General features: G+C 53.7%; 13 protein-coding genes, 1 rRNA gene and 1 pseudogene. 7 read left to right on the top strand and 8 right to left on the bottom strand.

The features are described from left to right. Positions 1-75: ribosomal RNA gene (gene rrf, locus AAE045_RS14295) — 5S ribosomal RNA — on the top strand; the annotation flags it as partial. A gap of 202 nt (positions 76-277) precedes the next feature. Next, positions 278-1,579, top strand: coding sequence for an MFS family transporter (locus AAE045_RS14290; protein WP_455548288.1), 1,302 nt, complete (start codon positions 278-280; stop codon positions 1,577-1,579). Here AAE045_RS14290 and AAE045_RS14285 read toward each other — a convergent pair. The 5 genes from AAE045_RS14285 to trxC all read right to left on the bottom strand — a co-directional run bounded on the left by AAE045_RS14285 (position 1,576) and on the right by trxC (position 7,315). Next, positions 1,576-1,899, bottom strand: coding sequence for a YfiM family lipoprotein (locus AAE045_RS14285; protein ID WP_455548287.1), 324 nt, complete (start codon positions 1,897-1,899; stop codon positions 1,576-1,578). The two genes, AAE045_RS14290 and AAE045_RS14285, sit on opposite strands and share 4 nt — an antisense overlap. Positions 1,900-1,953: 54 nt before the next feature. Beyond that, the gene (pssA, locus tag AAE045_RS14280) at positions 1,954-3,309 is read right to left on the bottom strand and encodes a CDP-diacylglycerol--serine O-phosphatidyltransferase (protein ID WP_455548305.1); all 1,356 of its coding nucleotides are present in this window, start codon (positions 3,307-3,309) and stop codon (positions 1,954-1,956) included. A gap of 114 nt (positions 3,310-3,423) precedes the next feature. Further along, complete coding sequence (locus AAE045_RS14275) at positions 3,424-6,084, bottom strand: bifunctional acetate--CoA ligase family protein/GNAT family N-acetyltransferase (RefSeq protein ID WP_455548286.1); 2,661 nt, start codon at positions 6,082-6,084, stop codon at positions 3,424-3,426. A gap of 32 nt (positions 6,085-6,116) precedes the next feature. Continuing rightward, positions 6,117-6,818 carry a tRNA-uridine aminocarboxypropyltransferase gene (locus AAE045_RS14270; RefSeq protein WP_455548285.1) on the bottom strand — a complete coding sequence of 234 codons (702 nt, stop codon included), beginning with the start codon at positions 6,816-6,818 and terminating at the stop codon, positions 6,117-6,119. A gap of 77 nt (positions 6,819-6,895) precedes the next feature. After that, on the bottom strand, positions 6,896-7,315 hold the full coding sequence (trxC, locus tag AAE045_RS14265) for a thioredoxin TrxC (protein ID WP_455425440.1): 420 nt from the start codon (positions 7,313-7,315) through the stop codon (positions 6,896-6,898). 210 nt (positions 7,316-7,525) lie between these two features. Between trxC and AAE045_RS14260 the strand changes: the two genes are divergently transcribed. Continuing rightward, on the top strand, positions 7,526-8,590 hold the full coding sequence (locus AAE045_RS14260) for a tRNA/rRNA methyltransferase (RefSeq protein WP_455548284.1): 1,065 nt from the start codon (positions 7,526-7,528) through the stop codon (positions 8,588-8,590). Positions 8,591-8,646: 56 nt separating this feature from the next. Here AAE045_RS14260 and ung read toward each other — a convergent pair whose 3' ends face one another. Further along, on the bottom strand, positions 8,647-9,327 hold the full coding sequence (gene ung / locus AAE045_RS14255; RefSeq protein WP_455548283.1) for a uracil-DNA glycosylase: 681 nt from the start codon (positions 9,325-9,327) through the stop codon (positions 8,647-8,649). Between the two features lie 308 nt (positions 9,328-9,635). On the opposite strand from ung, the gene grcA reads away from it, so the two are divergent. After that, a complete protein-coding gene (grcA, locus tag AAE045_RS14250; protein WP_455425437.1) occupies positions 9,636-10,019 on the top strand; it encodes an autonomous glycyl radical cofactor GrcA in 384 nt (127 codons plus the stop codon). 145 nt (positions 10,020-10,164) lie between these two features. On the opposite strand, the gene srmB is transcribed toward grcA, so the two are convergent. After that, positions 10,165-11,487, bottom strand: a complete 1,323-nt coding sequence (gene srmB / locus AAE045_RS14245) for an ATP-dependent RNA helicase SrmB (protein ID WP_455548282.1) — start codon at positions 11,485-11,487, stop codon at positions 10,165-10,167. Positions 11,488-11,620: 133 nt separating this feature from the next. On the opposite strand from srmB, the gene trmN reads away from it, so the two are divergent. Next, on the top strand, positions 11,621-12,358 hold the full coding sequence (gene trmN / locus AAE045_RS14240; protein WP_455548281.1) for a tRNA(1)(Val) (adenine(37)-N(6))-methyltransferase TrmN: 738 nt from the start codon (positions 11,621-11,623) through the stop codon (positions 12,356-12,358). On the opposite strand, the gene nadB is transcribed toward trmN, so the two are convergent. Continuing rightward, positions 12,343-13,959, bottom strand: coding sequence for an L-aspartate oxidase (gene nadB, locus AAE045_RS14235; RefSeq protein ID WP_455548280.1), 1,617 nt, complete (start codon positions 13,957-13,959; stop codon positions 12,343-12,345). The two genes, trmN and nadB, sit on opposite strands and share 16 nt — an antisense overlap. Positions 13,960-14,343: 384 nt before the next feature. Here nadB and rseD point away from each other — a divergent pair. After that, positions 14,344-14,394 (top strand): annotated as a pseudogene (rseD, locus tag AAE045_RS14230) (rpoE leader peptide RseD); the annotation flags it as partial. Beyond that, on the top strand, positions 14,391-14,966 hold the full coding sequence (rpoE, locus tag AAE045_RS14225) for an RNA polymerase sigma-E factor (protein ID WP_455425433.1): 576 nt from the start codon (positions 14,391-14,393) through the stop codon (positions 14,964-14,966). The pseudogene rseD and the gene rpoE, both read left to right, overlap by 4 nt. Positions 14,967-14,994: the final 28 nt, after the last annotated feature.

The following is a 14,994-nucleotide window of genomic DNA, read 5'->3' as shown; positions in this document are numbered from 1 at the left end:
GAACTCAGAAGTGAAACGCCGTAGCGCCGATGGTAGTGTGGGGTCTCCCCATGCGAGAGTAGGGAACTGCCAGGCTCCAAACAAGTAGAAAGCCCTGTACCCTGTACAGGGCTTTTTGCCGTCCGTTATTTATGAATAAACCAGCCAAAATGCTTAGCCTGCTCACAAAATTCACTGCAAATCCTGCGTAACTGACTACTCCCTCTCCCATTTTTGCTGTTACCTGCTGTACTGAATGCTGGGTTCTTTTGCCCATTCAGGAAGACAGGAGATAATAATGACTGAAGCAGCAACAAACGAAAACAAAGCTGCTCTTACGGGTTCCGATACGCGGCGGCGTATCTGGGCAATTGTGGGAGCTTCATCTGGTAACCTGGTCGAGTGGTTCGACTTTTACGTCTACTCATTCTGTTCACTCTACTTTGCGCATATCTTTTTCCCCTCGGGAAATACAACGACGCAGCTACTACAGACCGCGGGCGTTTTTGCCGCTGGCTTTCTGATGCGCCCGATAGGGGGATGGCTGTTTGGCTATATTGCAGATAAGCACGGGCGCAAAACATCCATGCTCATCTCTGTCTGCATGATGTGCTTTGGCTCGCTGGTCATTGCCTGTTTGCCGGGTTACGCCACCATCGGCACGTGGGCTCCGGCCCTTTTACTACTGGCTCGCTTATTCCAGGGATTGTCAGTTGGGGGGGAATATGGGACAAGCGCCACCTACATGAGTGAAGTAGCTGTTGAGGGGCGGAAAGGGTTTTACGCATCTTTCCAGTACGTAACGCTAATTGGCGGCCAGCTTCTGGCCTTGCTGGTCGTTGTTGTTCTCCAGCAAATATTAAGCGACGGGGAGCTACGCAGCTGGGGATGGAGAATTCCATTCGCGATTGGCGCAGTGCTGGCCGTTGTGGCGCTGTATCTTCGTCGCTCGCTGGACGAGACGTCAGACAAAGCCACCCGGGAGCATAAAGATGCCGGGACGCTGGGTGGACTCTGGAAAAATCGCCGAGCCTTTATAATGGTGCTTGGTTTCACGGCTGCAGGTTCGTTAAGCTTTTATACCTTCACTACCTATATGCAGAAGTATCTGGTTAACACCTCGGGTATGCATGCCAACGTTGCCAGCGTACTGATGACCTTTGCCCTGTTTATCTTTATGCTGCTGCAACCCCTGTTTGGCGCTCTGTCAGATAAAATTGGCCGTCGGGCATCTATGCTTTGTTTTGGTAGCCTTGCAACGGTTATGACGGTACCGATTCTGACGGCGCTGCAAAACGTGAGTTCTCCTTACGCTGCATTCGGGCTTGTCATGCTGGCTATGCTGATCGTGAGTTTTTACACCTCGATAAGCGGCATTCTGAAAGCGGAAATGTTTCCCCCGGAGGTGCGTGCCCTGGGGGTAGGGCTTTCTTATGCCATTGCAAATGCGCTGTTCGGCGGCTCCGCTGAGTATGTAGCGCTATCGCTTAAGTCGGTTGGCATGGAAACGGCATTCTTCTGGTACGTATCAGCAATGGCGGCGATAGCCTTCCTGGTCTCTCTGATGCTTCACCGCAAAGGAAAAGGGATTAAGCTTTAATGCTCCGCTAGCTGCCATATTGTATAGCCGGTGGCTGCACCGGCTATATCCCATGTGAAGTCTTTCCAGCTCCAGCCGCTGCCTTCCGGGCGGCTGTCCCACAGCTCTTTTGATGCTCCAAGTCCTACGGAAAAAAGCAGTCCGAAGCTGGCGCTGCTGGAATTACTCCATCCCTGGTGCTGTCCGTATTCATTACCTGCTGCGGCGAGAATGGCAGATGCCATAAAGTGCTGCGCCTTATCCTGGCCAGACCACTGGTCCTGTGCCAGATGGCTACAGCCGGTCAGCAGAAATATCGCGGGCAGGATTATCCAACGCATCTTCACGCTCCCTATAAAAAAGCCCTGCTAAGCAGGGCCTTAAGTATAGAAGAATTACAGAATTCGGCTTATCAGGCGGTCTATCCGGATTCGGCGCAGGCGGCGTATCAGCTTGCGGACCTTGACGGGATATTCGGCAATACTTTGCAGGTCGCGGTAGTGCTGGACGACAGTGGTATGGGTGCGGATAAGCTCCAGCTCCCGGGTGCGCAGAGGCTCCAGCTCCTGCTTAGGATCGTGAATCAGAATCGCGTTTTCAAGATCGAGGCGCCAGGCTCTTGGATTGAGGTTATTGCCGGTGAGCAGCATCCATTCGTCATCCACCCACATGCCTTTGAGATGGTAGCTGTTATCGTCGTCTTTCCACAGGCGAACAATAAGCTGATCGCTGTTTACGTAATATTGCAGGCGGCTCAGAAAGCGGCGAAGGTTGATTTCGTACAGATAGGGCAGAGCCCCGATGATCTTAAACGGCTGATCTTCGGGAATATAAAAATCATTGGCAGTTTTGTCGCCGACAATGATTTCAACCTGCTTGCCGTCGCGCAGCAGCTGGATAATATTGCGTACCAGCACCGCGGGCAGGTTGAAGTAAGGCGTGCAGATAACCAGCTTCTTCTCCGTGCAGGGCATGAGATGGAAGATGGTTTTATTCAGCAGGCTGGTTTTACCCAGCCCAACCAGCGGGGTCACCGACAGCTGCTCGTTGTCCGCATTGCCCTCAAAATGAAAAGTGGCGTCGCGAAGCTCCTGACGGAACAGGCGAATGTCATTTTTTATCTCAGGGCTTTTCGGACGATGTTCGGCGTCCAGCCGATGTACGGCGCGACCGCGAACGAGGTTTTGATTAACCCAGTCATACATCACATCGGCAAGGCGAGGGTTGCTGATGACCTGATAACGGTCGTAGCGATATTTTTCGTGCTGATGCAGATATACGTCGTTGAGGCTTGCACCGCTGTATATCACGGTGTCATCAATAATGAAGCCTTTGAAATGAAGCACACCCAGGGCTTCACGGGTATTGATTGGTACGCCGTAAACCGGGATATCGATGCCCGGGAACTGCTCGGACATACGCAGATACCAGTCCGCATTCGTGTTGGTTGCCGCAACGCCAATTCTGCCACGCTGCGCGCGGTGCCAGTCGACTAATATCGTGGCTTCGATTTCCGGACGCTTTTGTTTCGCTTCGTACAGCGCCGAAAGAATACTTTGACCCGCGTCGTCCTGCTCAAGGTAGAGCGCGACAATACAAACGCGGCGGGTGGCGCTGGCAATTTTTTGCAGCAAGGCTTCGCGGAAATCCGCAGGGGAGAAAAGGGTTTCTACATCATCAACTGACTGAGAAAGCTTGGGTAATTGGGCAAGGTGTTGTTGATGTTTATTGCGTTTAAATTTAGACAACATCACAGTGCGTATCTTCTCTATTCATTGGATGGCCTTCTGCAAAATCCAGACGTCAGAACCTGCTGATAATACCACTACTGAACGGCAAAGTGAGTATGTTTTCCAGTATGTTACTCACGATGAGATGGTTTTCATCAGGGGCAAAGTCAGGCTAACGATACCATCTTCAAGCTGTATGTCGACCTCGAAGCCCAGTTTTCTGGCAAGCGTTACCATGCCCTGATTGTTCGGCATCGTGATGCCATTTAATCGCTGAAGTCCATGTTCAGCCGTGTAAGCGATAAGCTTTTCAAGCAGCTGGCGGCCCAGCCCTAGACCTTTCAGGTCAGATCGCACCAGCACGGCAAATTCGGCGTCAATATTGTCAGGGTCTGAGATAGCACGCGTCACGCCAAGGATCTCTTCGTGGCCGTCCTGCCGACGTATCGCCACAAACGCCATTTCTCGATCGTAGTCGATCTGGGTCATGTTGGCTAAATCTTCATGGCTAAATTCGTTGATCTCACTGAAATATCGATAGTAAAGATCTTCTTTTGTGACCTGGGCTATAAAGCGCTGCAGCTGTGGTTCGTCCTCCGGGAGGATAGGGCGGAAGAGACAGCTTTCGCCATTCTTCAGGATCACCACCTCTTCCAGCTGGTGAGGGTACGGGCGCACGGCCAGGCGTGCATCCGGATCGCCTTCGAACGGTGCCAGCTGCAGGGTGACGTCAAGCAGCGTGAATTCGTTACCGGAGGCCAGCAGCGGGTGAATATCCAGCCGGTGGATCTCCGGGCAGTCGACTATCAGGTTTGATACCTGAACCAGCAGCTGGCTGATGCCGGGTATATCAAGCGGACGAAGCGAGCTACGCCCACGAATTTTGCCGCTCTTAATTGCCTGGATCACCAGATAGCGGGCCAGATTCATATTGAGCGGGGGCAGGGCAACCACGGCTTGTTGGTCGGGCCGCCATTCAATGCCGCCTTCACCCAGCATAATTAAGGGGCCAAAAATGGGATCCTGCTCCACTACCACCCGCAGTTCCTGGGCTCCGGCACGGTTCGCCATGCTTTGCACCAGCAGCCCATGAATCCTGGCCTGCGGCCACGCCATCTTTACGCGATCGATTATAGCGTCGGCGGCCTGCTGCACTTCGCTCGCCGTACGCAGATACAACATCACGCCCTGTACTTCCGACTTATGGGGAATATCCGGCGAGCGGAGCTTAAGGGCAACGGGATAGCCAATTTGTTCGGCAATATGCACGGCTTCGGCGCTGTCGCAGGCGATCCAGGTCGGGAGCGTATTCAGCCCGTATGCCTTGAGAATAGGGCTGACTTCATGGGTATCGAGCGCCGTAATACCATCCCGAAGCGCCCGCTGGATAAGTTCATGAGCATCGCTGGTATTCGCAGCAAGATTCGCCGGCAGGGCCGGTGTTTCCCTTAGCTGCTTCTGGTTTCGGCGGTACTCGACCATATGCATAAACGCTGTCACCGTCCCTTCCGGGGTACGGTAGGTCGGTATGCCCGCATCGCTGAATAACCGGCGTGCATCCTGCGAAGAGAATTCACCACACCAGTTGGTAATCAGCGTGAGGTATTTTCCTCGCGGATGGCGCTGAAGTAAGTCAATTATTGCCGAGGCGCTGGCCGTACCCGGGGCGGCAGCGCTGGGTGCGTGAATAATCATTAGTGCGTCAAAATCATGGCTATCAAGCAGAACCTCCAGGGCACGCAGGTAGCGCTCGGGCGTGGCGTCATCCCGTAAATCCAGCGGGTTGCCGCTTTCGACGCTTACCGGCAGCGCCTTCTGCAGCTGTATCAGAGTTTCTTCGCTCAGGGTGGCCAGCTTGCCATTGCGCAGCCAAAGCTCATCCAGCGCAAGAGCGGCCGGGGCCGCGCCGTTACTGACAATCATTAGCTTCTCTCCGCGCAGCGGGCGCATATGGCTCAGCGTTTCGACAGCGGAAAAGAGTTCGTGAGTATCCTGTACGCGTAGCAGACCAGCACGCTGGATTGCGGCATCCCATGCGGAATCCAGGCCCGCATGCGTTTTCAGCAGGGCCTGGGCTTTTGCGCTACGTCCGCTCTTGATCACCAGAATCGGCTTGTTACGGGAGGCGCTTCGGGCTGCGGAAACGAAGCGGCGGGCGTCGCTGAGATGTTCAAGATAAAGCAAAATCGCGCTGGTTTTGCTGTCCCGCGCCAGATAATCCAGCAGTTCGTCGACGTCTATATCCAGGCTGTCGCCCAAAGCGATAAACCAGGAGAAGCCCATTTCACGCTGCTGCGCCCAGTCGAGGATAGTGTTCGACACCGCTGCCGACTGCGAAATAAAAGCAAGTTTGCCTTTCTGGATTGGCACAGGTGAAAAGCTGGCGTTAAGTCCCTGCCACGGAGCGAGAAGGCCCAGACTGTTTGGGCCAAGCAGCCGTATTTGCCAGCGGATGGCACAGGCGAGAAGTTCAGGGAGCTGCTCAGGCGTGGCGGAGAGAATAATACAGGCTTTACAGCCCTTCACGCCCAGCGCCTCAAGCAGTTCAGGGTTACGTTTGGCGTTTGTGCAGATAATGGCCAGATCGGGCGGGAACGGCAGGCTGGCAACATCGGGCCAGGCGAGTACGCCGCAAACGGCTTTATGGGCTGGCGTGACCGGCATAACGGGGCCGTTAAATCCTCCGGCCAGCAGGTTGCGCATCATCAAATAGCCCGCGCGATCGGTTTTGGCAGACGCGCCGATCACGGCGATTGATTTTGGACGCAGCAGCGCCTCCAGCCCACGTTGACTCATTGCTCTCTCTCCTGAGAAGTATCTACGTGAGTTTAAACGCTTTCTGGCTCCGCTGCTGTGACGCTGCCCTGATGATGAGGTTTACCCGCAAGATAGCGTTCACGGAAAAGCGTGAAATGTTCCGTCAAACCTTCTGAAGCCTGGACATCTCCCGCCTGTTCGAGCAGGGCGGCGGCGACTTCGGCCGTGCAATATTGGCCTTCAGCGTGGGCTACACGCAGGCGATAGGCCGAAGAAATGCTCAGATCAACTGAAATAACCGGCAGCTCGTCAAGCCATGGGCTTTTGCGGAACATTTTGCGTGCTTCCGTCCAGGTCCCGTCCAGCATAATAAACAGCGGTGGCTTGCCGGTCAGCGGCGGTGCGGTTAGCACGGTTCTGCCCGCGTCGGCATAAGAGGCAGGAAAAACAACCATAGGCTGATAATCAGGACTGGCGACCAGATCGAGCAACGCCCGTGGTGGCTCGGTACGGGACCACTGAAAAGCTTCGGTATCCGGCAGGATATCGGCAATCAAACGCCCGGTATTGCTCGGCTTCATTGGCTCGGTGTCGAACATGACCAGACAGAAGCGGCTGCGGGCGGACTGAGGCCGCAACGAATCGCACAGGCAGTTTTTCAGCGGCAATAAGCAACGCTGGCAGCGGCGTACGCGGTTACCACGGGCGAGAAAAGGTCGGGTTGCGCGCGCGAGGCGTTCAGCGCGAAGACGAAGGACTGCGTTATCGGTCATCAGGGATACGGGAGCAAAAACGCTATTCTAACGTAGATAAGAGAGCGGGGCACTGGAATAGTGCCCCGGCAGGAAAGTCAGAGATTTTCGTTCAGCCAGCCGTCAAACGGACCTTTTGGCATGGCGCCATTGAGCATATCCACCATTTCGCCTTTCCTGAAAATCATAATGGTTGGAATACTGCGAATGCGGAAGCGGGCGCTCAGAGCCGGTTCGGCTTCGGTGTTAACCTTAACGAAGCGGACTTTTCCGCTGCGCTCTTCGGCCACGTCTTCAAAGATTGGCGCGAAGTTAACGCACGGGCCACACCACGGCGCCCAGAAGTCGACGACAACCGGCAAATCGTCCTGCAGCAGCTTATCCAGCGTCTCGCTGGTGGCGTTGATCACTTCACCATCAAACAGCTCATGGCCGCAGCGGCCACATTTAGCACCATCGTCAATACGGTCGTCAGGGAGGCGATTTATCGCCTGACAGGCGGCACAAACGGTATTCATAGCTAACCTCTAAAGATATTTGGCCAGATTCTCGGTGGGATAACCGATGATGTTTCTGAGATGTTAAAGAGTATCGGTGATTATTCTGCTGTCAACAAAGCGATTTATTCGATGGGTACAATAGTTATTAGCTTTTGACCAAAGTTAATGGCTAAGCGGTGCCACATCGGGTAATCTGCGCGCCACGCGCTCAGCCAGGTGGAGAGAAGAATGAACGACGATTTAAAAGGTAAAAGCGGCAAGGTCAAAGTGATGTATGTCCGCGGTGACGATGACAGCGAAAAACGCAGCCAAAACCCGCGTACTGGTAAAGGTGGTGGGCGTGCGACAGCTCCGTCACGCGCAGAGGGCGGTCGCCGTCCACGTCGCGATGATAAACCTGGCGCCGGGCGCGAGCGGAGTCGTAGTGACGATCGTGATGACCGTGGTGATTCACCATGGCGCACAGTTTCCCGGCCACCTCGTGCGGTGGAAGAGTCTACTACGCCCGATCACGGTGGTATCAGCGGTAAGAGCTTTGTAGATCCCGAAGTTATCCGCCGTCAGCGCGCGGAAGAAACGCGTGTTTATGGCGAAAATGCTTGTCAGGCCCTGTTCCAGAGCCGTCCGGACTGCATCGTACGCGCCTGGTTTATCCAGGGTGTAACGCCTCGCTTTAAGGAAGCACTGCGCTGGATGGCAGCAAACCGTAAAGCTTATCATGTGGTAGACGACGCGGAGCTGACCAAGGCATCAGGTACGGAGCACCACGGTGGTGTTTGCTTCCTGATCAAAAAGCGCAGTGGGATTAGCGTACAGAGCTGGCTGTCTAAAGCGGGTGAGGACGATTGTGTTCTGGCCCTGGAAGACGTCGGCAACCCGCATAACCTCGGCGGCATCATGCGTAGCTGTGCGCACTTCGGCGTGAAAGGCCTGTTAGTTCAGGATGCTTCGCTGCTGGAATCCGGCGCGGCGGTACGTACCGCAGAAGGTGGCGCAGAGCATGTTCAGGCAATCAGCGGTGATACATTCACCGACGGTCTCGAACAGTTCCGCAAAGCCGGTTACGCCATCGTAACCACCTCCAGCCACAAGGGCACTCCGCTGTTCAAAGCAGAGCTGCCGAAGAAAATGGTGCTGGTGCTGGGTCAGGAACGCGAAGGTGTAACGGAAGCGACTTTCGATAATGCTGATATGAGCATTGCCATCGACGGTACGGGCAACGTTGAAAGTCTGAACGTGTCCGTAGCGACCGGCGTACTGCTGGCCGAGTGGTGGCGTCAGAACAAAGCGTAAGAACGCTTAAGCTTCAGAAATTAGAAAGCCAGCGCAAGCTGGCTTTTTTGTAGCTGCTATTCAGGTAGCTTCGGCGTCCAGTCTATTGGCGGCAGCCCCCGGCTAATCAAATACTCATTGGTTTTTGCGAAGTGCCCGCAGCCCAGAAAACCCCGGTGAGCGGAAAGCGGGGAGGGGTGAGGAGCCTGTAGCACGTGGTGGCGATTGCGATCGATAATGCTGCCCTTTTTCTGCGCGTGAGATCCCCAGAGTAAAAACACCACGCCTTCGCAATGCTGATTGATCAGCGCGATCACCTTATCGGTGAAAGTCTCCCAGCCCAGCTTAGCGTGCGAATGTGCTTTCCCTGCCTCAACGGTTAAAACCGTGTTTAGCAAAAGCACGCCCTGGCGCGCCCAGCTCTCAAGATAACCATGGTCTGGACGCACGAACTCCGGGAAATTGTTTTGCAGCTCTTTATACATATTGCTCAGCGAAGGGGGAACGGCTACGCCTGGCAGCACGGAAAACGACAGGCCGTGCGCCTGATTTGGACCGTGATAGGGATCCTGCCCGAGGATCACGACTTTGACATCCCCAAGCTCGGTAAAGCGAAAGGCATTAAAGACATCTTTCTGCGGTGGGTAGACGGTGACGCCTGCGGCACGTTCAGCCGCAACGGTGCTGAGCGTATTAATGAAATAAGGCTGCTGCTTTTCTTCTGCCAGCACGTCGTGCCATGTGAGTGAAGCGGTCATCTCGCTCTCCTGCGAATTGTCATGGCGATAGCTTAACTTCTTCTTTCTGCTTAGCAAAATCTGTTGCTCACAGAACGGGGACGACCCTAAAAAAATTTGAAAATTTACATTTTTTTTAATTTTATCGGGCCTGTCTAAGTTGATGTAAAACAAATAAATGCTATCATACCCACAATTACCACATGGATTTTATTGATTTAAATCAATGTTTGCCGGTGGTTCGACTGGTATATAGATCAGCAAGGCAACAAAGGTTTTACCAATGAGCCAGAATGTGGCCCAAAAAATTACCCATAGGGAGACATAAAATGATTACTGGTATCCAGATTACTAAAGCAGCAAACGACGAACTTCTGAACTCTTTCTGGCTGCTGGACAGCGAAAAAGGCGAAGCACGTTGTGTTTGTGCGAAAGCAGGCTTTGCAGAAGATGAAGTAGTAGCCGTAAACAAACTGGGTCAGTTTGAATACCGCGAAATTCCAATGGAAGTGAAGCCAGAAGTTCGTGTTGAAGGTGGCCAGCACCTGAACGTGAACGTTCTGCGCCGTGAAACGCTGATGGACGCCGTTGAGCATCCGGAAAAGTATCCGCAGCTGACTATCCGCGTTTCTGGCTATGCAGTGCGTTTCAACTCACTGACTCCAGAACAGCAGCGTGACGTTATTGCTCGTACTTTCACCGAAAGTCTGTAATAGCTAACCAGCTGCAAAAGCCGGCTCAGCAATGAGCCGGCTTTTTTATTGTTTCGTTACTGTCGGCAGGCGAAAGCGATATAAGTTTATTTAAAGGTATAAAAAAACCGCCTCCGGAGAGACGGTTTATTGTTACGCTGATGAATTATTCAGCTGAGTCGGTTTTCGCCCCGCTTGGCTTACGGCGCTTACCAACGTTTTTCTTATCGCGATGGCGTACCTTCACGCGCGGTTTTTCTTTCTCGTCCTTCTTCTTCTCTTCGCGCTTAGCCAGCACTTTCTTAGAAGGCTTGCCGGTCAGCTTCTCGCTCGGCGCGCGCGTTTTCGGACGCAGCTCGTCAATCACTCGTGATTTCAGCGGCTCTTTCATGTAGCGGGTAATTTTACCCAGCAGCAGATGGTCGTGCGCTTCAACCAGAGAAATCGCCGTGCCCTTCAGACCAGCACGGCCGGTACGGCCAATGCGGTGCAGATAGGTATCTGCGGTACGAGGCAAATCAAAGTTGAAGACATGGCTTACTTCCGGGATATCAATCCCGCGAGCGGCAACGTCGGTGGCAATCAGCACGTTTACACGGCCGTCGGTCAGGCGTTTGATCGCTTCAGTACGTTTCATCTGAACCATCTCGCCTTCGAGATAGCAGGTATTAATGCCCGCTTCGCGCAGCCAGGCAACCAGCTCATGCACTCGCTCACGCTTACGGACAAAGACGATAGAGCGGGTGGTTTCTGGCTGCTGAAGCAGGTTTACCAGCAGCGCTGTTTTATGCTCAACATCGTCAGCACGGTAATACCACTGGTGGATTTTCTTACGTTCACGCGTGGACGAAGTTGCTGATACTTCTACAGGATCTTCCAGCAGACGTTCGGCAAAATCTTTAACCGCATTGCCTTCCAGCGTGGCTGAGAAGAGCATGGTCTGTTTGCGCCAGCGGGTTTCCGCGGCGATGGTTTCGATATCCTGCGCGAAACCTAAATCCAGCATACGGTCGGCTTCATCCAGAATCAGCGTTTCTACCGCGCGGCAGTCAAAGTTTTCTTCTTTGATGTACTGCAGCAGGCGTCCGGTAGTCGCGACGACGATATCCTGATTCTCGCTGAATACTTCAGCGTGGTTCATATAGGCCACGCCGCCGGTGATGGTGGCGATATCCAGATGGGTATGCTTCGCCAGTTCACGGGCATGTTCCGCTACCTGCACCGCCAGCTCACGGGTTGGCGTAACGATCAAAATGCGCGGCGGGCCTGATTTCTTGCGGGGGAAGTCGATCAGATGCTGCAGCACTGGCAGCAGATAGGCGGCTGTTTTGCCGGTACCTGTTGGCGCGGAACCCAGAACGTCACGCCCCTCAAGCGCAGGAGGAATGGCGGCAGCCTGAATAGCTGTCGGTCGAGTAAAGCCTTTGTCCTGAAGTGCATTCAAAAGGCTTTCGTCTAGTTCGAGTTCGGAAAAAGTGCTTACAGTCATGTTCTACCTCTATGTGGGGCGCCGATTATAGACGTTATGGCTGCGATCTTCATCTGTTAGTGTGTCCATGTGATGCTTTTCCTGGCTCCTGCTTTGCCTTATGCTACTGCGGTTTCTTTACAGGGTTAAAAAGATGTCCAGGCAGAAAGCGAATTTGCGTCGTGATGGATTCACATTCAAACAGTTTTTTATCGCGCACGATCGCTGTGCCATGAAAGTCGGTACCGACGGTACGTTGCTGGGCGCATGGGCGCCGGTCGCCAATGTTAAGAGCGTGCTGGATATCGGTACGGGCAGCGGCCTGCTGGCACTGATGCTTGCACAGCGTACCGGAGATGATGTGCCCATCGATGCCGTGGAGCTCGATCCTGTCGCCGCAGAACAGGCAGCGGAAAATGCCAGCGCCTGTCCGTGGGCATCCCGCATCAACGTACATTGTGCCGATATCCGCGAGTGGGCGCAGCAGGCGACCCAGCGTTATACCCTTATCGTCAGTAATCCACCGTTCTTTGAGCAGGGCAGCAACTGCGCATCGCCTGAACGCGCGCAGGCTCGATATACCACGACTCTGGATCATAGCGCGTTACTTAACAGCGCTGCGCAGTTGATTACCGAAGACGGGTTTTTCTGTGTGATCATGCCGGAGGCGGCGGGAACAGCGTTCAGCGAGATGGCAAAAAGCCAGGGTTGGTTTGTGCGTCACCGCGCGGATGTGGCAGATAACGAAACGCGCCTGCCGCATCGGGTGATGCTGGCGCTGTCGCCGACGGACGGGGAGTATTTCACCGAGCGTCTGGTTATCCGTGGGCCAGACCAGAACTGGTCAGAAGATTACTGTGGCCTGACCCAGGACTTCTACTTGTTTATGTAAAGCGGGGAGAGAATGCTCGGCCCTGAGTGTTCCGCCAGCTCCGGATAGTCCAGAGTATAGTGCAGGCCCCGGCTCTCTTTGCGCATCATTGCGCAGCGCACAATCAGCTCAGCAACCTGCACAAGGTTGCGAAGCTCGAGAAGGTTATTAGATACCCTGAAGTTGGCGTAATACTCGTCGATCTCTTGTTGCAGCATAGTGATGCGGCGCAGGGCGCGCTCAAGCCGACGCGTCGTTCTGACAATCCCCACGTAATCCCACATAAACAGGCGCAGCTCATGCCAGTTATGCTGAATGACGACCTGCTCATCCGGGTTGTCCACGCGGCTGTCGTCCCAGTCCGGAAGTGATTTCGCTTCCCGGGCGAAAGGCATGCGCTTGATAATATCTTCTGCAGCAGACCAGCCGTACACCAGACATTCCAGCAGGGAATTTGAAGCCATGCGATTTGCGCCATGCAAACCGGTATAGGTGACTTCGCCGATAGCATAAAGCCCGTCTACATCGGTACGCCCGTTCTCATCGATCATCACGCCGCCGCAGGTATAGTGCGCGGCGGGCACTACGGGGACAGGTTCTTTCGTCAGATCGATTCCCAGGCCCAGCAGCTTTTCGTAAATGGTCGGGAAATGGTGGCGGACGAATTCTTCGGGCTTATGGCTGATATCCAGATACATGCAGTCCGCGCCAAGACGCTTCATTTCATGATCGATTGCGCGGGCGACGATATCGCGCGGGGCAAGCTCGCCGCGTTCATCAAAGTCAGGCATGAATCGGGTGCCGTCAGGGCGCTTGAGATAAGCCCCTTCGCCACGCAGCGCTTCGGTCAGCAGGAAGTTACGGGCCTGAGGATGGAAAAGCGCCGTTGGGTGGAACTGATTAAATTCGAGATTCGCAACGCGGCATCCTGCACGCCACGCCATGGCGATACCGTCGCCTGAAGAGATGTCAGGATTGGTGGTGTATTGATAAACTTTGGAAGCACCGCCGGTTGCAAGAACGACGGCTTTCGCCCGGCAGGTTTCAACCTCTTCGCGATTGCGGTTCCAGATCCATGCGCCGACCACGCGCCGGGTGCCCGGCAGGCCTATCTTATCTGAAACAATCAAATCCACGGCGTTGCTGCGTTCGATCACCCGGATATTAGGATGGCTCAGGGCTTTACCCACAAGCGTCGTTTCGACTTCTTTGCCCGTGGCGTCAGCGGCATGAAGTATACGACGATGGCTGTGGCCGCCCTCGCGGGTCAGATGATAGCTCTCAGAGCCATTCGCCTGGATTTCCGTATCGAACAGAACGCCCTGATCTATCAACCACTGCACGCAGTGACGCGCATTACTGGCGACAAACTCCACGGCGTCGCGATCGCAAATTCCCGCGCCGGCAATGAGCGTATCTTCAACGTGTGAATCGATGCTGTCCGTTTCATCGAATACGGCGGCAATTCCGCCCTGAGCATATAAGGTCGATCCTTCATTGATCGGCCCTTTGCTAAGGACAATCACTTTACTGCTTTCGGCCAGGCGTAAGGCCAGAGAGAGACCGGCAGCACCGCTACCAACGATCAGCACATCACAGGCAAGTTCGGGATTTGTCTTCATTGTGTTTAATTTACTAAACAAAGGTCAGGCCAGCATAGCATCCGCTGCGAACTGCAACACGCTTTTTTTCCGCTTCCGTTATTTCAACTAAACAAGTGGCGGATTACAGCTGAAGAGCTAATGAAGCGTGAAAAGAAATGAAAATATGTGTGAAAAGGGGCGTTAGTAACAGATTTACTGATGAAAAATAGCTATTCGTGCGATACTCTGCAGTCGACTGAAAAAAGATTTTCAGATAACCGATTGTCACCGTTTTGCGTAGCCGAACTTATAATTAAGAAGAGATCAGTCGCAAAACAGAACAGAAAAACAAAGGCGTAACGGAACTTTGCTCCGGTCGGGCGCTCAAACCCTGAACTTGCTCATACTACAGAGTTCGGGTGGCTTTTCGATTACGCGTGGAAATTAGGTTTGGGGAGACATTACCTCGGATGAGCGAGCAGTTAACGGATCAGGTCCTTGTCGAACGGGTCCAGAAGGGAGATCAGAAGTCCTTCAATTTGCTGGTAATACGTTATCAGCATAAGGTGGCGAGTCTGGTTTCCCGCTATGTACCCTCTGGGGACGTCCCGGATGTGGTACAGGAATCTTTTATAAAAGCTTATCGCGCGCTGGATTCTTTCCGTGGCGATAGCGCGTTTTACACGTGGCTGTACCGCATTGCGGTCAACACCGCGAAAAATTATCTGGTTGCTCAGGGGCGTCGACCGCCAGCTAGCGATGTGGATGCCATAGACGCTGAAAACTTCGAAAGCGGCAGTGCGCTGAAAGAAATTTCGAACCCTGAGAACTTAATGTTGTCTGAAGAACTGAGACAGATAGTTTTCCGTACTATTGAGTCGCTCCCCGAAGATTTACGCATGGCAATCACGTTGCGGGAGTTGGATGGTTTAAGCTATGAAGAGATAGCCGCCATCATGGATTGCCCGGTAGGTACAGTGCGATCTCGTATTTTCCGCGCGCGGGAAGCTATTGATAATAAAGTTCAACCGCTTATCAGGCGTTGACGATAGCGGGTTACTGGAAGGGTATTTA

The sequence above is a fragment of the Dryocola clanedunensis genome (assembly GCF_038405435.1).
In the GTDB taxonomy this organism is placed as follows: domain Bacteria; phylum Pseudomonadota; class Gammaproteobacteria; order Enterobacterales; family Enterobacteriaceae; genus Dryocola; species Dryocola clanedunensis_A.
Note: the sequence above shows the minus strand (reverse complement) of the source record. Positions and strands in the feature narration are given on the sequence as shown.